This is a genomic window from Streptomyces sp. ICBB 8177 (assembly GCF_003144095.1).
Taxonomy (GTDB): Bacteria; Actinomycetota; Actinomycetes; order Streptomycetales; family Streptomycetaceae; genus Streptantibioticus_D.
In genome coordinates this window covers 1,202,946-1,220,841 of sequence record NZ_NSKH01000018.1, presented here as the reverse complement: position 1 = coordinate 1,220,841, position 17,896 = coordinate 1,202,946, and the positions used below count along the sequence as shown (strand labels likewise).

Sequence of the window (17,896 nt, the reverse complement as noted above, 5' to 3'; positions counted from 1 at the left end):
CGATCATCGCGTCGCAGGTGGTACCGCGGTACTACGTGGCGCATCGTGCGGGGCCGGTTACGCAGGCGGGCCGGCTGCTGCGGGCGAGCACTGGGCGGGAACTGCGAAGCCCTCTAGGGTGGTAGCCGTCCCAGGGCGCCGGGCGGCCGCCGCACGACCGGCCGGGGCCCGCTCGACGGCCGGGAGGTTCCGTGTCCGCTCGCCAGTCCGCTCCACTCCCGCGGCGCGGGACGTGACGGCCTGGGCCCTGTTCCTCACCGTCTTCCTGGCCTGCACGGTGGAGGCGGTGGAGGCGCTGACGATCGTCCTGGCCGCCGGCGTCGGCCGCCACTGGGGTTCGGTGGCCTCCGGCACCGTGACGGCGATGGCCGTACTCACCGCCGCCGTCGCCGCACTGGGTCCGGCCGTCGGCCTGCTCCCGCTCAGGGCGTTGCGCCTGGTCGTCGGCGCGCTGCTGCTGCTGTTCGGTCTGCAGTGGTTGCGCAAGGCCGTGCTGCGCGCCTCCGGCCTCAAGGCGCTGCACGACGAAGCCGGTATCTACGCCGCGCGGGTCGCCGCGGCCCGGACCGCGGCGACCGGCGGCCGGTGGCGGGTCCGCGACTGGTACGCCTTCACCCTGGCCTTCAAGGGCGTCCTCCTGGAGGGCTTGGAGGTCGTGTTCATCGTGGTCACGTTCGGCGCCAACCAGCACGACGTACCCGTGGCCGTGCTCGGCGCGGCAGCGGCCGTCCTGCTCGTCACGGCCGTCGGCTTCGCCGTGCGCGCCCCTCTGGCCCGCGTTCCGGAGAACACCATGAAGTTCGCCGTGGGCGTCATGCTCACCGCCTTCGGCCTGTTCTGGGCGACGGAGGGCACCGGCGCGCACTGGCCCGGCGGCGACGCCGCTCTGCTCGCGACGGTGCCCGCCGTGGCGCTGCTCGCCCTCGCCTGCACCTCGCTGCTGCGCCGGACCCGTCCCCCCGCCACCCCCACGCGGAAGTCCTCCGCGCAAGGAGTCTCCCCATGACCCGGATCCGCGCCTTCGCCGCGTTCTGGCGCGACTTCGTCATCGGCGACGACTGGCGGATCGCGTGCGGGGTCCTCCTCGCCCTGGCCGCCACAGCGGGTCTCACGAGCGCGGGCGTCAACGCCTGGTGGCTGCCGCCCGCCGCGGTGGCGGTAGTGCTGGGACTGTCCCTGCGCCGCGCCGTCTCCCGGAACCGCCCGGACTGACCCCGCGGACGCGGTGCCCGGCCCCACCGCTCAGGAAGCGGCCCGGATCCGGCCTGGCAGTGGCAGGCGCGCCGGCAACGCGGCCCCTGTCCCGCGGGGAAACGGTGAGCGGCAGACGAGTCGTGCTGTACGCCGGGTTCTGTCTCCGGCGGACCTCGCGGTCCGCCGGGAGGCGGTCATCCATCTAGGGCCGGCGTTGCCGCCGGCCTCGTGCGGTCTACCCGCGGACTCGGGCGGGCAGCCCTCGAACATCCGCGCAGGACGCCCTGGGGCGTCCCTCTTGACCTTGCTCCGGGTGGGGTTTACCTAGCTGCCCAGGTCGCCCTGGGCACTGGTGGTCTCTTACACCACCGTTTCACCCTTACCGGGGACCGAGGTCCCCGGCGGTCTGCTTTCTGTGGCACTTTCCCGCGGGTCACCCCGGGTGGGCGTTACCCACCACCCTGCCCTGTGGAGCCCGGACGTTCCTCGGCAGGACCAAATGCCCTGACGCGACCGCCCGCACGACTCGTCTGCCGTCCCGCCATCCTAGTCGACCACCGGGGCGTCGTAGGCTGCACGGGATCCGTCACCGGCCGTACGAGGGAGAACCGCCGTGCTCGTCCTGCTTCCGCCGTCCGAGGGCAAGGCCTGCGGGAGCGAGGGTCCCGCCCTCGACCTGGACGCCCTCGCGCTGCCCGGGCTGACCGAGGCGCGGCGCACGGTGCTGGGCGAGCTGGTGGAGCTGTGCCGGGGCGACGAGGCGAAGGCCCTCGAGGTGCTCGGGCTCGGGGAGCGGCTGCGGGGCGAGGTGGCCAGGAACGCGGCCCTGGAGACCGCCCCGGCCCTGCCCGCCGGCGAGGTGTACACGGGGGTGCTGTACGACGCCCTGGGGCTCGCCGGTCTCGCCCCGCACGCACTGCGGCTCGCCCGTGAGTCGCTGCTCGTCTTCTCCGGTCTGTGGGGCGCCGTGCGGATCGGCGACCGCATCCCCTCCTACCGCTGCCCGATGGGCGTCAAGCTTCCCGCCCTCGGCGCGCTCGCCGCGTTCTGGCGCGAGCCGATGTCCCGGGTCATGCCGGAGGTGGCCGGGGACGGGCTGGTGCTCGACCTGCGCTCCTCCGCGTACGCCGCCGCCTGGAAGCCGAAGGGCGAACTCGCCCGCAGGACCGTCGCCGTGCGGGTCCTCCAGGTGCGGATGGTGGACGGCGTGGAACGGCGCAGCGTGGTCAGCCACTTCAACAAGGCGACCAAGGGCCGACTGGTCCGCGCCCTCCTCGAAGCGAACGCCCGCCCCGGCACGGCCGCCGAACTCGCCGACGTCTGGCGGGACTTGGGCTTCACCGTGGAGGAGGGCGCCAAGCCCGGCCAACTCGACGTGCTGGTGTCCGACGTGCACTGAGCCGGTCCGCCGGCCTCACTTCGGCGCCGGTTCCTGCCCGTCCTCGGGTCCGGACTGCTCCAGTTCCTCGATCAGCCCGCGCAGCCACGCCAGTTCCGCCGCGCGCATCGTGCGCAGGTAGTCGTATTCGACGAGGTTGATCCGGTCGACGCCGCCCGGGATCGCGGCCAGGCCCTCGGCGACCTCCGCGTCCTCGCGTTCCAGGCGTGTCGCGACCGACGCGGCCCGCTCGCGCAGCGCCTCCAGTACCGTCGGCCGGGGAAGCGCGCCGAGGAAGGCCAGCGCGGCGGGGAAGGCCGGGTACTCGTCCAGCGGCTCGGCCAGCAGGTCGAGCAGCCAGCGCCTGCCGGTCCGCGCGCCGCGCTCGGTCGTGCGGTAGACGGTGCGGTCGCGCGGGCCGCCCGGTGTGACCGCCTCGATCAGTCCGGAGCGGGCCAGCCGGTCGACCGTCTGGTAGACCGAGTTGCGCTGGCCGACGTTGACCACGCGGTCCTTGTCCCACGCGTAGATCCGCTGCCGCAACGCGTACGGGTGCAGGGGCTCGATGCCGAGCAGCAGCAGGACGGTCATGGCCAGCGTGGAGCGGCGCGGGCTCGGGGCGTCGGCGGTGGCCATGGGTCTCCTTCTGCTTCCGCGCGGGCCGCGTACGCGGACGGGCGCTACCGTACGCCGGTCACCGTACGCGGCCGTCGCCGCAGGCCGCAGCAGTCCCGTGACCGCAAGGCCCGCGGCCACCCCGGGGTGGCGGGCTTCAGCCCTCCCGCCCCTCCGTGCGCTTCGCCATCATCTTCTCCGTGAGCTTCCGCTTGACCGGCGGCGTGTGGTTGACCGTGCGCAGGAACGCGCGCTGGGCTCCGAGTATCAGGCGGCCCACGTACGGCTTGTGGATCACGCCGTCGGAGCTCATCCGCTCGCGGGAGGCGACGACCGCCTTGAAGCCGTAGTCGCGCATGCGTTCCTCGTAGCCGCCGACCGCCTCGGTCAGCGTGCGCGCCCCGTCGCGGTACGCGGTCAGCGCGCGGCACAGCTCCACCGCGTCGATGAGCGCGGTGTTGGCGCCCACGCCCATGCCGGGGGTCATGGTGTGGATGGCGTCGCCCAGGAGGGTGACCGGGGTCGGCCGCCACGGTTCGACCGGGACCGAGGTGCGGATGGCCAGGGCGAACGCCGAGGAGGGGTCGGACAGCTCCATCAGGCGGCGCAGGTTCGGGTGCCAGTGCGAGGTGAGGCGCAGCGCGAGGTCGGCGACGTCCGTGCCGCGCAGCCGGGCGGCGCCGGCCGGGAACTTGTCGGCGGCGGCCCACACCGACCAGTTGATGTAGTCGCGGGTGTTGTCGAAGAGCAACCCGGGCCATTCGGCGAGGAGTTCGGCGTCGTTGCCGCCGATGCCGTTCTTCAGGGCGCCGGAGCGGTCCCACTTGAACTCCATGGTGTGCAGGATGCCGCCGAAGCCCCGCGGTGCCATCACCATGCCGATGCCCTGCGAGACGTGCTCCGGGAGCAGCGCGCGGGTGGCGTCGGTGAGCGGGACCTTGGCGGCCAGCGCGACGATGCCGGAGTCCAGCACGGTCGAGTGCGGCAGATACTGCTGCCGTACGCGGGAGTTGGCGCCGTCCGCCGCCACCAGCACGTCTCCGGTCGCGCTGGTGCCGTCGGCGAAGTGCGCGGTGACGCGGCCGTCCGGCAGCTGTTCGTAGTGCGTGAACGTCTTGTCGAAGTGCACGACGTCCTCAAGGCCGGTCAGGAGTACCTGACGCAGCGTCATGCGGCTGACGGAGTGGCCGGCGGTCTCCTCGGTGAGCGGTATGTCCAGCGTCGTGCGCAGCTTCTCGGAGAGCATCACGAAGTGCTCGGGCGAGCGGGCGCAGGTGGCCAGGAAGGTCCGGTACAGCTCGGGCGGCAGGCTGCGTTCCAGCGCCCGGGAGCCGTCGGGGTCGATGCCGACGCGGTAACCGTGCAGGCCGTCGGAGCGGGTCCGGTCGCGTTCGTAGACGTCCACCGCGATGCCGGCCCGCCTGAGGCCGTGCGCGAGGGCCATGCCGCCGAAGCCTGCGCCGATGACGATGACGTGCGGGGATGTGCGGGACATGAGGGTCTCCGTGGGATGGGTGGGATGCCGCGCCCTGCCGGGACGACGACTCGCGATATTCATATTATGACTATCGCGATACATGTCAAGCACTCGCGCCGAAGCCGGAGACGTCAAGAGCGACCAGCAATATCAAGGGTTCCGGGCGGACAGGGCTGGCCCGTTGCCGCCCGGGAGGTATATCGCGATCAACGGAACGGGTATCGCGTTGCGATGAGCGCAACGGTTGTTGCGGTCCGCGGACCCGAGCGGCACGATGACGGCCATGCCCGACGCGCCCGCCTCCGGCCTCGCCACCTCTTCCGTCCCGGCCGCCCCGTCCGTCCTCGATCTCGCGCCCGTCGTCCCCGTCGTCACGCTGTACGACGCCGACGACGCCGTACCGCTGGTCCGGGCACTGGTGGCGGGCGGTCTGCCGGCCGTCGAGATCACGCTGCGGACGCCCGCCGGACTCGACGCCGTCCGCGCGGTCACCCGGGACGTGCCGGACGCGATCGTGGGCGCGGGAACGGTGTTGACGCCTCGCCAGGTGAGCGGCGCGTTGGACGCGGGCGCTCGCTTCCTCGTCAGCCCGGGGTGCACCGACGGGCTGCTGACGGCGATGCTGGGCTCCGGGGTGCCGGTGCTGCCCGGGGTGGCCACCGCGTCGGAGGCGATGGCGCTGCTGGAACGCGGGGTGGGCGACATGAAGTTCTTCCCCGCCGAGGCGGCGGGCGGCGTCCGGTATCTGCGGTCGCTGGCGGCACCGTTGCCCTCGGCGCGCTTCTGCGCCACCGGTGGGATCGACGCGGCCCGCGCGGCGGACTACCTGGCGTTGCCCAACGTGCCGTGCGTGGGCGGGAGTTGGATGGTGCCCGCCGATGCGGTACGGGCCGGCGACTGGGGGCGGATCGAGCGGCTGGCCCGGGCGGCGGCCGCCGCGGGCGGAACGCTACCGGGCGCCCCGGAGCCCGGGCCCGTCAACTCCGCAGGTGCGCCGTGTCGTTGAGCAGCCGCAGCGACGCGTTGCCGTCGGCGTAGTACGCCACCGCCGACAGCGAGGCGGCGGACAGCTCCATGCGGAACAGCGACTCCGGCGGCGCACCCAGCGCGAGCCGGACCAGCGTCTTGACCGGGGTGACGTGAGTGACCAGCAGCACGGTCTTCCCCGCGTGGCGGGCGATCAGCCGGTCGCGGGCGCCCGCCACCCGGCGGGCGACCGTCGCGAAGCTCTCGCCCCCGCCGGTGGGCCTGGCCTTCGCGGACGCCAGCCATGCCCGGAGGTCGTCCGGGTACCGCTCCCCCACCTCGGAGAACGTCAGTCCTTCCCACGCCCCGAAGTCGGTCTCGCGCAAGTCCTCCTCGACGCCGGCCTCCAGGCCCAGCCGGTCGGCCACGGCCTGCGCGGTCTGGCGGCAGCGGGCCAGCGGCGAGGTGACGACGGCCTGGACGGTGCCCCGGGCGGCCAGCGCGTCGGCGGCGCGGTCGGCCTGCCACCGGCCCTTCTCGGACAGCCCCGGGTCCTCGCCGCCGGAGCCGGAGAAGCGCTTGAGCGGGGTCAGCGCGGTCTCGCCGTGCCGCAGCAGCACGAACGTGGTCGGCGTGCCCAGGTCCGCGGCGCCCCAGCCGACCGGGACGGCGGCGGGCTCGGCGAGCGGCTGGGCGACCGGTTCCACAGCGGGCGCGGCGACCGCGGCGTCCGCACCGGCGCCACCCGGACCTGACGTCACGTCAACTCCCGAAGTTCCTTGTCCACGCGGGGACTTGAGGGCGGCCGTCGAGGTGGCGGGATCCCACTGCTCGCCGCGCTTGCCCGCGTCCATCGCCTCGTTGGCGAGGCGGTCGGCGTGCTTGTTGCGCGAGCGCGGTACCCACTCGTACGACACCTGCTCCGCCGGGAAGATCGCACGGGCCTCGGCGGCCAGCGGCTGCATGCCGGGGTGCTTGACCTTCCAGCGGCCCGACATCTGCTCGACGACGAGCTTGGAGTCCATCCGCACCAGGACCGTGGCGTCCGGGTCGAGTTGGTGTGCCGCGCGCAGGCCCGCGATCAGGCCGCGGTACTCGGCGACGTTGTTGGTGGCGGTGCCGATGTACTCGGCGGCCTCCGCCAGCGTCTCGCCGCTCGCCGCGTCGACGACGACGGCGCCGTATCCCGCGGGGCCCGGGTTGCCCCGGGACCCTCCGTCCGCCTCGACGACGAACGCGTTGCTCACAGGCCGGATTCCGGGGTGCGCACCAGGATGCGGCGGCAGTTCTCGCAGCGCACGATCTCGTCCGGCTTGGCGGCCCTGACGTCGTTCAGCTCGGTGATGTTCAGCTCCAGGCGGCAGCCCTCGCAGCGCTTCTGGTAGAGCTTGGCCGCGCCGACGCCGCCGAACTGGGCGCGCAGCTTGTCGTAGAGCGCGAGCAGCTCGGCGGGAATGGAGGCGGCGACGACCTCGCGCTCCTTGCCGGCCGTGAAGCCCTCCGCGTCGATCTCCTTGAGCGCCTCGGCCCGGCGCGCCTCCGCCTCGGCGACCTTGGCCTGCACCGACTCCAGGCGCTGGGTCAGCTCGGCGACCCGCTCCTGGGCGGCCTCGCGGCGCTCCATGACCTCCAGCACCACGTCCTCCAGGTCGCCCTGGCGCTTGGCGAGCGAGGCGATCTCGCGCTGGAGGTTCTCCAGGTCCTTCGGCGAGGTGACCAGGCCGGAGTCCAGCCGCTTCTGGTCGCGGGAGGCGCGCTGGCGCACCTGGTCCACGTCCTGCTCGGCCTTGGTCTGCTCGCGCGCGGTGTCGCTCTCCTGGGTCTGCGCGGCCACCAGCAGGTCGCGCAGCTGTGCCGCGTCGGCGGACAGCCGCTCGACCTCGGCGTGCTCCGGGAGGTGGGTGCGCTTGTGCTCCAGCTGCCCCAGACGCACGTCGAGGGCCTGGAGGTCGAGAAGGCGGATCTGGTCAGCGGGCGCGGCGTTCAGTTCGGGGCTCCTGAGCTGCTGGAGGGGGCGGATTCCGGTTCCGGGACCGGAGGGACTTCCGGGGCCGGGGGGACTTCCTGGACCGGAGGGGCGGACGCGTGCAGCGTCCACGGGTCGGTGACCTGACGGGAGACGTGGACGCGCAGGCTCCATCCGTGCCGGTCGGAGATCTGGTCCAGCTCCGCCGCGGCCTGCTCGCACCACGGCCACTCGGTGGCCCAGTGCGCGGCGTCGATCAGGGCGGGGCCACCGTGCTGGGTGGCCTCGGAGGCGGGGTGGTGGCGCAGGTCGGCGGTGAGGTAGGCGTCCACCCCGGCGGCGCGCACCTGGTCGAAGAGGCTGTCGCCGGAGCCTCCGCAGACGGCGACGGTACGGATCTCGCGCTCCGGATCGCCGGCGACGCGCAGCCCGGTGGCGGTGCGGGGCAGGCCGCGGGCGGCTTGCGCGGCGAATTCGGCCAGCGTCAGCGGCACCGTCAGCTCCCCCACCCTGCCGAGGCCGCGACGGCCCGCCGGGTCGCCGGGGTCGGGCACGAGGGGGCCGGTGACGCGCAGGCCCACGGCGGCCGCGAGGGCGTCGGAGACGCCGGGGTCGGCCCGGTCCGCGTTGGTGTGGGCGACGTGCAGCGCGATGTCGTGCTTGATCAGCTCGTGGACGACGCGGCCCTTGAAGTGGGTCGCCGCGACCGTCGTCGTGCCCCGCAGGTAGAGCGGGTGATGGGTGACCAGCAGGTCGGCCCCGATCCGTACCGCCTCCTCGGCGACTTCCCGCACCGGGTCCACGGCGAACAGCACCCGGCCGACCTCGGTGTCGGGGTCGCCGCAGACCAGTCCCACGGCGTCCCACTGCTCGGCCCGGTCGGCGGGCCACAGGCCGTCGAGGGCGGCGATCACGTCGGACAGTTTGGGCACGGGTGGAAGGTTACCTCTCATGGCGGCCCCGGGGCCTCCCGCCGGGTTCCGCCCGGGGGCGCGCAGCACATCCGAGCGCCCGTTTCACGCCGTTCCGGAACGCGGCCACCCTTATGTGTGAAGCGCGGCAACTCGTGGCGATCGGCTGGGCGTACGAAAACTAGCGTCTGCGCTCGGAGGTGACGCAGGAAGATGACCGTCTTGGCCACGCACACCGCGAATTCCGCCGCGACCGGTTTCGGCCTGACCGGCACGAGGACGCTGCGCGTCACGATGCCGGAGGCGCGGTCTTCGGAGGCGGAGGCCGCGCCGGGGCGCGCGCGAACGGAGGCGCCGCCTTCGGGGGCGGGGACGGCGGCGGAAGGGCCTTCGGGGGCTGGGGCGCAGGCGCCTTCGGGGGCTGGGGCGCAGGCGTCTTCGGGGGTACGGGCCGCGACGGAGGCGTCTGCGGGCGCAGGAGCGGAGGCGGGCGGGCCCGCGCCGACGGAAGCCGGGGCGGCTTCAGGGGCTGCGGCGGCGTCTTCAGGGTCGGCGGCGGCGTCGTCCGTGCCGACGGAAGCCGAGGCGGCGCCCGTGCCGGCGGAGGCGGCGCCCGTAGCGGCGGAGGCGGCGCCGTCCCGCGGCCCCGATCCGGATCAGGGCTCCCCGCGGGCCTCCGCGGCCCGCACCGCTCCCCCGGGGGCCCCGGCACCGCGGGCGCCCGTCTCGGCCCGCCCGCGCGCGGCAGTCCCGCTCGCCACTCCGCGCCGCATCGGGTTCGCCGTCACCCGGGACGGCTCGTACGGGGCCTGCCTCGCCGACCACGGGGACGGCGGCTGGTACCCGGAACGCTGGACGCTGGGCGGGCCCGAGCCGTACACCGTGCGACTGCCCGGCGCCCGGCCGGAGTCGCCGGAGGCGCAGGTGCTGCCGCTGCCGGACGGCCGCGTGCTCATCCGCCGCCCCGGCGACGGCGACCGCCACGACCTCGCGCTGCTCTACCCCACCGGCCCCGGCACCGGGGAGCTGCCGGTGGGCTTCCTACACGGCGAGCAGGTGCGCCTGCTGCCCGCGGCGGCCGACGGTTCCGCGTACGCGCTGGCCCGCACGGACGGCGTCAGCACGGTCTGGTTGGTGCACGGCGGCCCCGGGCTCGCCCCGCTCGCCGAGGTACCCGGCCGCTGCAACGGCGGGATCTGGCTCGACCGCGAAGGCCGGACGCTGGCGCTCGACCGGGAGATCGACGGGCGGACGAAGACGGTCGCCGTCGACCTGGCGGACGGAAGCGTGCACCCGTTGCTCCAGATCACCGAGGACAGCGACGACCGGCTGCTGCTCGCCGACCCCGACAGCGGTCTGCTGCTGGTGCGCAGCGACGCGCCGGGGGACGCCCGGCTGGGCTGGGGCGTGCTGGGCAGCACGCGCCCGGTGCGCTTCCCCGACTGCCTGCGCGATCCCGGCGCGGTGCCGCTGGCCGTGCAGCCGGGGCAGGCACTGACGCCCGAGGCATGCGGCGTGGCGCTGCGGATCGGGAACCGGGCGGTGCTGTGGCGCCCGTCGACCCGGCGGCTGGAGCCGTTGCCCACGCCGCCGGGGTGGCTGGTGGACGGCGCGTGGTGGGGCGACGGCGACACGTTGCGCCTCCCGTACGCGCGGCCGGAACAGCCGTACGGCGTGCGCGACATCACCCTCCGGGCTGACGTGCGGGATGTTTACGCCGCCCCGTCCTCAGAAGCGAAGGGTGACACGGCGGGACCTGCCCCGGTCGGCCGAAGCGCCGGGCCGCGCGTGGAGACCGCCGCGCGACGCACCTCCGGATCCCACGCCGAGCAGCCCGCCTCCGCGCCGCCCGACGCCCCGCCGGGGCCCTCCGACGCGCCGCCCCCCGCCGAGCAACCGGACCAGCGCCCCGACCAGGCCAAGGACCCGGTGTCCGACCATCCGGCCAACCGTGTCGTCCCGCTCCAGCAGGCGCCGATGTCCGCCGCGGAGGGCCCCGTGCGCACAAACGATTCAGCGTCACCGTCGCGCCACGATTCAGCAACAACCACCGTGACAGACGCGAGTCGGACCGCCGGTTTCAGTGATCATGTCCACGGTTAGACTCGAGAACGGGGGCTGCACAGCCGGACGACCCGGCCACGTCAGTGCGCAACGGGCGGTTGTGTCAAGGCGCGTCATGTGTCATGCGCCCCGACTCGCCATCCCAGTAAGCGATCCCGACGGAGAGACTTCTGATGTCCGAAGCCCGCACCGACGTCACCGACGACCGCGCCATGCAGGCGGCCGGCCTGGGAGCCGAGGGCCCAAAGCACCGTGGTCCCGCCTCCGCCGCAGACGAGTCCGGCATCCCGGCCCATGGCAAGCACCGCAGGCCCGAGCAGGACAACGGCTGAGCAGGCGGATCTCGCACCACCACGCCACGGCGGCCGGCCCCGGGAGCGTCCCCGGACCGGCCGCCGTGGCGTGTCCGGAGGCTCCGCAGGCCCCCAAAGGGCCGAACCTGATGCGCAATCAATCCATTGATTCGCCAGGTCAACTCGTTTGTTGGCCCAGGTCAACTTGTTGATCCACGCAGTCAGTTCATTGACTCACCCAGGCAGTTCATCGACTCACCGGGCGCCTCATCGACTCCGCCGCAACGTTGATCAATATTGATCAACGTTGATCGTCCCCTCGGGCGTCGTGCAGAGCGGGCGCATAGGAGATCCCGACGATCAGCCCGTCCGTCGTGAGGAGTCTGGCCACCGTCTGGCCCCACGGTTCGGTGCGGGCAGGGTGCAGCAGCTCGAAGCCCGCACGTTGGAGTTCGGCGCCCGCGGCCGTGACGGCGTCCGCGTCGGCCACCTCGAACTCGATCGACGCCTGCGGCACCACCCGGTCGCCGGGCCACTCGGCCGTGCCGAAACACGCCTCGGCCGCCTGCGACAGCGGCCACAGGCCGAAGTGCCTGCTGCCGGGGATGTTCCCGCTGGAGTAGTAGCCCTCGCCTTCCCCCTCCAGAGGGAGCCCGAGCGCCTCGATGAACAGCTTGCGGCTCAGCGGCGGGTCGGCGACGACCGCCGCCACGCTCGTGATGAACAGAACGTCCATGCCGGTGGTGGCACTCCTTGCTGCGAGGGGTTGGGTCGCAGTGCGACGTGCTGCGGGCCGCCGAACCGCGGGGGCGGTGATCCGGCCTGGTCGGCACCGCTTTCAGCGGCCGGCCCCCACTCGACGTGGCCGCCCGTTCGTTCAACGTAGCCGTCCGCTCGCGAGCGCCGGGGCATCCTCGCCCGCGCCGGCCGCGAGTCACCCGATCGAGCCGAATGGCCCGGCCCCCCGCCCCCGCACCATGATGGAGCCGGTACGGGGACCGGCCCACGAGGGCGCGAGGCACGAGCCACGAGGCCCAAGGCACGAGGACACGAGGAACGGACGAGGCGGATGGCGGGCAACCGGGGGACGCGGGCGCGGCGGGCCTGGCAGGAGGCGCGGCGGTGGTGGGGCCGCGTGGAGGTGGCGCGGCGGGGTCGCGGGAGGCCGCGACAGCGCGGGCAGAACCTCCTGGAGGTGCACGACCTGGGCTCGTTGCAGGGCGCGGAACTCGATTCGTACATCGAGCGCATCAAGCGGCCGGACAGCCGGATCATGCTGCCGTGGCTGACCATCATGGTGGCCCCGGCCGCGGACGTGCTGCACCACCGGGCGCATCCGGCATGGCTGGCGTGGCTCGCGCTCGCCGCGTTCTGCGCGCTGTACGCGATGAGTGTCATCTCGGCGTTCGACGAGCGGCCTCGGTTCGGGGTGTCGCCGAAGGTGCTGGTGGGCGCGAGCGCGGTGATCGCCTACGCGGGCGCGATCGGATTCCGGCACAACTGGATCACGTTGATCGTGATGCTGGCATTCGCGTGCGGGACTGTCTTCCGGGGGCGGCACCTGGGCCAGATCGTGGCGGTGCTCGCCATCTCGGCCGGGGTCGTCGCCGGGCACGGCGGTGCCAGTCTGTGGAGCGCGGCGAGCATCGCGTACGCGACGTTCGTCTCCGGCCTGGTGACCGGCGCGATCCTGTCGCTGTACGAGGTGATCGGCCAACTGCGGTCCGCGCGGCAGGAGTTGGCGCGTGCGGCGGTCAACCAGGAGCGGCTGCGCTTCTCGCGGGACCTGCACGACCTGCTGGGGCACACCATGTCGGTGGTCGTGGTGAAGGCGGAGGCGGTGCGCAGGCTGGCGCCGCGCGACCTGGACGCGGCGCTGGGGCAGGCGGCGGACATCGAGTCGGTGGCCCGTCAGGCGCTCACCGAGATCCGCGAGGCGGTCTCCGGCTACCGTGAGGGCAGCCTCACCACGGAACTGGACCGCGCGCGTTCGGCGTTGGAGGCGTCCGGCGTCGAGCTGACGGTGACGGAGTCCGGCCCCCCGCTGCCCCCGCAGGCGGCGGCGCTGCTGGGGTGGGTGGTGCGCGAGGGGGTGACGAACGTCGTGCGGCACAGCGGCGCGTCGTCCTGCCGGATCGAACTGCGTACGCAGGAGGGCCGCGCGCGGCTGGACATCACGGACGACGGCGACGGTTCAGGCGCCGGCGGAGGCAGTGGCAACGGCCTGAAGGGCCTGAAGGAACGCCTCGCGATGGCAGGCGGCTCCCTGACACCGAGCCCGATCCCCCGAGGCGGCTTCCGCCTGACGGCGGAACTTCCGGTGGACGGGGAGGAGTTGGGGTAGGAGCGGTCAGCCAGGCGCAGGGGCGACGGTGCGGGCGCGTTCGTAGAGGTCCCGGGCCATCGGGTTCCTGAGGTACGGGCGAAGCGCGCGGTACATGGCACGGAGCCGTTCGTCGGCGCGGCCGGACTGCAGGCCCGGGTAGTCGTCCAACGCGAGGTGCCAGGTGGCGCAGGCGGCTTCGAGGTGGCCGACGGCGAGTTGCCGTTCCGCGAGAGTGCAGCGGTGACGGACGCGGGCTCGCCGGTACGTGCTGTAGCGCACGCGATCGGACTCCTCCATGGCCGCGATCGCCCCTGCCAGGTCGCCGAGTTCGTAACGCACCTGGCTGACGTGGTATTTCAGCGCTGCCGGGTCGTATGAGCCGAAGGCCCGCTCCTGCGACTCGGCTCTGTCCATCGCGGACTCCGCCTCGCGCAGAAGTCTCAGGGCGCGGCCCCGGTCTCCCGTCCGGGCTGCCGCGTGCGCTTGCTGGCCTGCCAAGAACGCGCGCATACGCGGCCCGGCACTCGGCGATGCAGCAGCAGCCGCGTCGGCCAGGCGCAGCGCTTCGCGGCCATGGCCGAGGTCGACGGCCTGGACGCTCATTCCGCGCAGTGTCGTGCAGTAGGTCAGATGGTCCTCGGAGGCTCCGGCCAGTTCCAGCGCCTTCGTGTAGTACCGCTGTGCCAGCCCGTGGAGTCCTTCGTCCACGGCCATGTAGCCGGTGAGATAACACAGGTCCGAAGCGGCCGACATCATAGCTTTGCGCACCGTCGCGGGAGCATCGGCCCGCAGGTACGGGGCAACGGTGTTCACAAGGAAGGCCGCCGCCATGGGCCTGGCGTGGCGCCCGCCGAAACGGTCGTCGAGGCCGGAGACCCGCTCGGTCATCGCGACGACCATGTCGACCTCGGGCATGCCGACGCGTCGTGTCATCCCTGTCTGAACGGCCTCCATACGACCGACCACGTCGGGCCACCCGGGAACGGTGAGGGCCACGGAGAACAGCCCGGCGGCGATGACACCCGACGGGACGGATCCATGTCTGTCCTCCCGAGATCGATCAGACGGTCACCTTCCGTCGGCCGACCTCGCCGGCCCGGATGAGCACGCTGCGTGCGGTGCGGTGGTCTCGGTACGGCCTGAGCGTCGCCCGGAGAGTGGTGAAATGCTCGTCGGCGCGGGCCGAGGAGAGGTTCTCGTAGTCGTCGAGGAAGCTCTCCCAGGTCGCGCACGAGGCTTCGAGGTGTCCGGCCTCCAGGCGACGTTGGGCGAGCAGCGCGCTGGCATGGGCGCGGCCCTGCTTCTCCATCGGCGGGCGGACACGGTTGGAGTCCTGCATCGCCTTGATGGACGCAGGGAGATCGCCGAGCGCGTAGGTCACGCTGGAGACGTGGAAGTAGTAGGCGGCGAGGTCGTAGCCGCCGATCGCGTCCCGCCGGTCGTCCGCCCTGGACAGTGCCGCTTCCGTCTCGGCCAGCCGGGTGAACGCCTGACGCCGGTCACCGACCAGGGCGGCACCGTGCGCCTGCTGGCCGGTGAGGAACGCGCGCAGGCGCGGCCCGGACCTGGGCGCCGCCTGCGCCGCCGAGTCGGCGAGGTCGAGCGCCCGGCGGCCCAGCTTCAGGTTGGCCGCTTGCAGTGCCATGCCGCGCAACGTGCGGCAGTACGTCACGTGGTCGTCGGCGTCCCGGGCGAGCGTCAGGGCCCGGTGGTACCACTGCTGCGCGCGCCCGTGCTCCTTCTCGTACATGGCCATCCACCCGGTCAGGTAGACGAGGTCGGAGGCGGCGGAGAGCATGTCCCGCTTCACGGCGCCGGACGCGTCGGCACGCAGGTAGGGACCGAGTGTGTTCACGATGAACGAGGCCGCCATGGGACGGGCGATGGCGCCCCCGTGTTCGTCCAGGATGTCGGCGATCGAGTCGGTCACCCCACGAACGGTCGCGACGTGGCCCTTCCCGACGCGGGCCGTGGGGGCGCCGGTCTGCTTCTCCGCTCGATCGGCGACTTCGTGGAAGGCCGGGATGGGCAGTGCCGCGGAGTAGAGCGTCGTGGCGAGGAACTTCCGCCGTGAGGGGTCCATATCTTCCCTTCCGGTAGTGAGAAGTCCTTCCAGAGTGTCCCCCGGCGGGCCGGCGCCGAGTGCCGATCCGGCCACGACCGACGGGAAACCCGCTTCGGTCAGGGTGACGGGACGTCGTAAGCGGCGGGCCAGCGCCTCCACCACCAGGGGTCTGATGGCCTCGCGGGGCGTGGTTCCCCCGGTCCACTTGTTCACCGTGTACTTGTCGCACCGCAGGTGGCTTCCGGCCTCCTGGGCCAGCCGGTCGAGGATCGAACCCGGCTCGGCGGATCTCGGGCACGTCGTCGCCGGCGTTGCGCGCGTCGGTGGTATCCGCCTCCCCTCGTTCGCCCGCGACTGGCACGAAACCCGCTGGGACCGCTTCGCCGACGACCCGTCGGCAGCGGCGACCCTCTTCCGTGGCGACACCCTGCTGCACACCGACCTCAACCCGGACAACATCCTCCTCGGACCCGGCTCCACCTGGATCGTGGACTGGGCCTGGCCGAGCCGGGGTGCCGCCTTCATCGACCCCGCTTGCCTCGTCCTGCAACTCCTCGCCGCCGGGCACACCGCCGCATCGGCCGAATCCTGGGCCGCGCACTGCCCGGCCTGGCGCACAGCGCAACCACGGGCGCTGGACGCCTTCGCCACGGCCTGCTTTCGGATGTACCGAACGCACTCGCTACGGAGTCCCGGCGCAGCCTGGCTCTCCGTCATGACGGACGCCGCACGGGCCTGGCTGCGCCACCGGGGCATCGCGCAGCGATAGGGACCCTCAGCCCAGCACACCCGCCAACGCCCTGATGAGCACCGCAGGCAAGCGGTCGGCGGGCGGGTCCGCCGCGGGAGGCGTCGTGAAGAGGGCGGCCAGCCTCGGGTGGTTGCCCTCCTGCGCCACGTGGCGCAGGTACGCCGCCTGCCGCTGCGCCGCCGGGGCGCCCGCCGCCGCCTCGTTCTGGACGAACATCGCCGTGAGCGCGTTCAGGACCGCGAACGCCTCCAGCTTTCGGGCGGGTTGCGCCGGATGGTCCGCCAGGACGTCGAGCACGTGCTCCAGCAGGTCCGCGCCGTTCGGCCCGAGGGTGGGGCGGGTGATGACCAGGCCCGGCAGCCACGGGTGGCGGCGCATGATGCTGCGTGCCTGCTCGGCGATCCGCAGCAGGTCGGCCTGCCAGTCCCCGCTCGGCGCCGGCAGGTCGTACTCGCCCGCCGTGCTGTCCGTCATCAGGTCGAGCAGGTCGTCGCGGGTGGCCACGTACCGGTAGAGGGACGCGGCTCCGGTGCCCAGGGCCGCGGCCACCCGGCGCATGGAAACGGCCTCCAGGCCCTCGCGGTCGGCCAGTTCGACCGCGGCCGCCGTGATCTCGGCGCGGCTGCGTTCGGCCGGGCGTCCGACCCGCGCCTGCTCCGGCCGCAGCCAGATCACCAGGTCCTGCTCTCGTACCACCGCCACGCCACCTCCCGCACCTCGGAAGCCCCCGGAAGGCCCGGAAGGCCCGGAAGGCCCGGGAGCCCAGGAGTCCGGGAGCCCCGGCCGCCTCCGGCCTCTTCGCCGCCTCCGACGCTTCCGCCGCCTTTCGACGCCTTCCGCCGCCTCCACGTTGCCGTCACCCTATCCCTTCGCATACGGTGTTCGCATACATCGTTCGCGAACACGAACCGCCAAGCAGGGGAGGGCGCTGTGACGACACAGTTCGCGCACAACGGAGGGACCCGGATCGCCTTCGAGGAACTCGGCGGAGCCGGCGGCATCCCGCTCCTGCTGGTCATGGGGCTCGGTACGTCGCGCTTCTGGTTCGCCGACGGGCTGGTGGCCGCGCTCGTCAGCCGCGGCTTCCACGTCGTCGCCTACGACCAGCGCGACGCCGGTGAGTCCAGCCGTCTGCCCGACCGCCGCGTCGGTCCGCCCCTGGCGGCCCTGCTCCGCCGCGAAGCCCCCGGCGTACAGCGCCGAGGACCTGACCGACGACGCGGTCGCCGTCCTCGACGCGCTGGGCTGGCAGGACGCCCACGTCTTCGGCCACTCCATGGGCGGTCTGGTCGCCCAGCGCCTCGCCATCCGCCACCCGCGCCGCGTCCGCAGCGTCACGACGTCCTCGGCCGTCCCCAGCGACACCAAGGGCCCGAGCGTCCTTCGCTATCTGCGCCTGAAGTGCGTGGCCCGCTTCGCGGCGCTGCACCACCCGGAGACCCCCGAGGGCAACCTCGCCCTGGCCGCCCGCGTCGCCCAGCTGCTGGCCGCGCCCGGGCAACGGCTCGGCGAGGACGACGTGCGGGAGTTCGTGGACAAGGAGGCGGCGCAAGGCGTGACCAGCTTCCGCGACGCCAAGGCGCAGAGCCGCCAGATCGGCGCCACGTGGCACGGGGGCACGCTCGCCGGGATCACCGCGCCGACGCTCGTCCTGCACGGCGAGGGCGACCCGCTCCTGCGCGTCCGTGCCGCGTACGACATCGCCGCCGCCGTCCCGGGCGCCCGCCTGCGCACCATGCCCGGCGTCGGCCACTTCCTGGCCCGCGACTCCTGGGCCTCCTACGCCGACGAGGTCCGCGCCCTCGCCGACCGCGCGGACACCCGGCCGCCGGTCGCGGGTTCGGCGCCGTGACGGCCCGCCCCGGGGCACGGCGCACCCCTTAAGCTGCC

The 17,896-nt window shown here is 73.4% G+C and carries 17 protein-coding genes, 1 other RNA gene and 1 pseudogene; 9 read left to right on the top strand and 10 right to left on the bottom strand.

All coding sequences use genetic code 11. The features are described from left to right. The first annotated feature begins 232 nt into the window (after window positions 1-232). Together CK485_RS13920 and CK485_RS13915 are read left to right on the top strand one after the other, a co-directional pair. Window positions 233-1,006 (top strand): TMEM165/GDT1 family protein, encoded by a 774-nt coding sequence (locus tag CK485_RS13920; RefSeq protein WP_109450388.1) that lies wholly within the window; start codon window positions 233-235, stop codon window positions 1,004-1,006. Continuing rightward, window positions 1,003-1,212 (top strand): hypothetical protein, encoded by a 210-nt coding sequence (locus CK485_RS13915; RefSeq protein ID WP_109450386.1) that lies wholly within the window; start codon window positions 1,003-1,005, stop codon window positions 1,210-1,212. Before CK485_RS13920 ends, CK485_RS13915 begins: the two co-directional genes overlap by 4 nt. A 112-nt stretch (window positions 1,213-1,324) precedes the next feature. Here the strand turns inward: CK485_RS13915 and rnpB are convergent. Then, window positions 1,325-1,723: RNase P RNA component class A (gene rnpB, locus CK485_RS13910), an RNA gene on the bottom strand. An 84-nt stretch (window positions 1,724-1,807) separates the two neighbouring features. Between rnpB and yaaA the strand changes: the two genes are divergently transcribed. After that, entirely contained in the window at window positions 1,808-2,593 is a 786-nt protein-coding gene (gene yaaA / locus CK485_RS13905; protein WP_109450384.1) for a peroxide stress protein YaaA, read from the top strand. Between the two features lie 15 nt (window positions 2,594-2,608). Here yaaA and CK485_RS13900 read toward each other — a convergent pair whose 3' ends face one another. Together CK485_RS13900 and CK485_RS13895 are read right to left on the bottom strand one after the other, a co-directional pair. Then, window positions 2,609-3,208: a PadR family transcriptional regulator gene (locus CK485_RS13900; RefSeq protein ID WP_241968343.1), complete on the bottom strand. Its 600-nt coding sequence runs from the start codon at window positions 3,206-3,208 to the stop codon at window positions 2,609-2,611. 136 nt (window positions 3,209-3,344) lie between these two features. Continuing rightward, a complete protein-coding gene (locus CK485_RS13895) occupies window positions 3,345-4,682 on the bottom strand; it encodes an NAD(P)/FAD-dependent oxidoreductase (RefSeq protein ID WP_109450382.1) in 1,338 nt (445 codons plus the stop codon). 265 nt (window positions 4,683-4,947) lie between these two features. Between CK485_RS13895 and eda the strand changes: the two genes are divergently transcribed. Next, the gene (eda, locus tag CK485_RS13890; protein ID WP_109452967.1) at window positions 4,948-5,670 is read left to right on the top strand and encodes a bifunctional 4-hydroxy-2-oxoglutarate aldolase/2-dehydro-3-deoxy-phosphogluconate aldolase; all 723 of its coding nucleotides are present in this window, start codon (window positions 4,948-4,950) and stop codon (window positions 5,668-5,670) included. On the opposite strand, the gene CK485_RS13885 is transcribed toward eda, so the two are convergent. From CK485_RS13885 to CK485_RS13875, 3 genes are read right to left on the bottom strand one after another with little or no spacing between them, the layout of a single operon-like run. Further along, the gene (locus tag CK485_RS13885) at window positions 5,642-6,877 is read right to left on the bottom strand and encodes a bifunctional RNase H/acid phosphatase (protein ID WP_109450380.1); all 1,236 of its coding nucleotides are present in this window, start codon (window positions 6,875-6,877) and stop codon (window positions 5,642-5,644) included. The genes eda and CK485_RS13885 overlap by 29 nt on opposite strands. Beyond that, window positions 6,874-7,617 (bottom strand): C4-type zinc ribbon domain-containing protein, encoded by a 744-nt coding sequence (locus tag CK485_RS13880; RefSeq protein WP_199239431.1) that lies wholly within the window; start codon window positions 7,615-7,617, stop codon window positions 6,874-6,876. Before CK485_RS13880 ends, CK485_RS13885 begins: the two co-directional genes overlap by 4 nt. Further along, a complete protein-coding gene (locus tag CK485_RS13875) occupies window positions 7,614-8,528 on the bottom strand; it encodes a Nif3-like dinuclear metal center hexameric protein (RefSeq protein ID WP_109450378.1) in 915 nt (304 codons plus the stop codon). The genes CK485_RS13880 and CK485_RS13875 overlap by 4 nt, the downstream gene beginning before the upstream one ends. A 750-nt stretch (window positions 8,529-9,278) precedes the next feature. Between CK485_RS13875 and CK485_RS13870 the strand changes: the two genes are divergently transcribed. Then, entirely contained in the window at window positions 9,279-10,610 is a 1,332-nt protein-coding gene (locus CK485_RS13870) for a hypothetical protein (protein ID WP_241968456.1), read from the top strand. A gap of 134 nt (window positions 10,611-10,744) precedes the next feature. Then, window positions 10,745-10,903 (top strand): hypothetical protein, encoded by a 159-nt coding sequence (locus tag CK485_RS29065; protein WP_199239338.1) that lies wholly within the window; start codon window positions 10,745-10,747, stop codon window positions 10,901-10,903. A gap of 262 nt (window positions 10,904-11,165) precedes the next feature. Here CK485_RS29065 and CK485_RS13865 read toward each other — a convergent pair whose 3' ends face one another. Then, entirely contained in the window at window positions 11,166-11,600 is a 435-nt protein-coding gene (locus CK485_RS13865; protein ID WP_109450374.1) for a VOC family protein, read from the bottom strand. Between the two features lie 333 nt (window positions 11,601-11,933). On the opposite strand from CK485_RS13865, the gene CK485_RS13860 reads away from it, so the two are divergent. Then, window positions 11,934-13,208, top strand: coding sequence for a histidine kinase (locus CK485_RS13860; protein ID WP_241968342.1), 1,275 nt, complete (start codon window positions 11,934-11,936; stop codon window positions 13,206-13,208). A 6-nt stretch (window positions 13,209-13,214) separates the two neighbouring features. On the opposite strand, the pseudogene CK485_RS13855 reads toward CK485_RS13860, so the two are convergent. Both CK485_RS13855 and CK485_RS13850 read right to left on the bottom strand, forming a co-directional pair. After that, a pseudogene (locus tag CK485_RS13855) lies at window positions 13,215-14,230 on the bottom strand (transcriptional regulator). Between the two features lie 20 nt (window positions 14,231-14,250). After that, window positions 14,251-15,273: a hypothetical protein gene (locus tag CK485_RS13850; protein WP_241968341.1), complete on the bottom strand. Its 1,023-nt coding sequence runs from the start codon at window positions 15,271-15,273 to the stop codon at window positions 14,251-14,253. A 196-nt stretch (window positions 15,274-15,469) separates the two neighbouring features. Here CK485_RS13850 and CK485_RS29060 point away from each other — a divergent pair, with 196 nt between their 5' ends. Then, window positions 15,470-16,024, top strand: coding sequence for a protein kinase (locus tag CK485_RS29060; protein WP_199239452.1), 555 nt, complete (start codon window positions 15,470-15,472; stop codon window positions 16,022-16,024). Between the two features lie 6 nt (window positions 16,025-16,030). Here the strand turns inward: CK485_RS29060 and CK485_RS13845 are convergent, their stop codons facing one another. Then, window positions 16,031-16,708 carry a TetR/AcrR family transcriptional regulator gene (locus CK485_RS13845; protein WP_342673477.1) on the bottom strand — a complete coding sequence of 226 codons (678 nt, stop codon included), beginning with the start codon at window positions 16,706-16,708 and terminating at the stop codon, window positions 16,031-16,033. Between the two features lie 415 nt (window positions 16,709-17,123). On the opposite strand from CK485_RS13845, the gene CK485_RS13840 reads away from it, so the two are divergent. Continuing rightward, window positions 17,124-17,858: an alpha/beta hydrolase gene (locus CK485_RS13840; protein WP_342673476.1), complete on the top strand. Its 735-nt coding sequence runs from the start codon at window positions 17,124-17,126 to the stop codon at window positions 17,856-17,858. The last annotated feature ends 38 nt before the right edge of the window (window positions 17,859-17,896 follow it).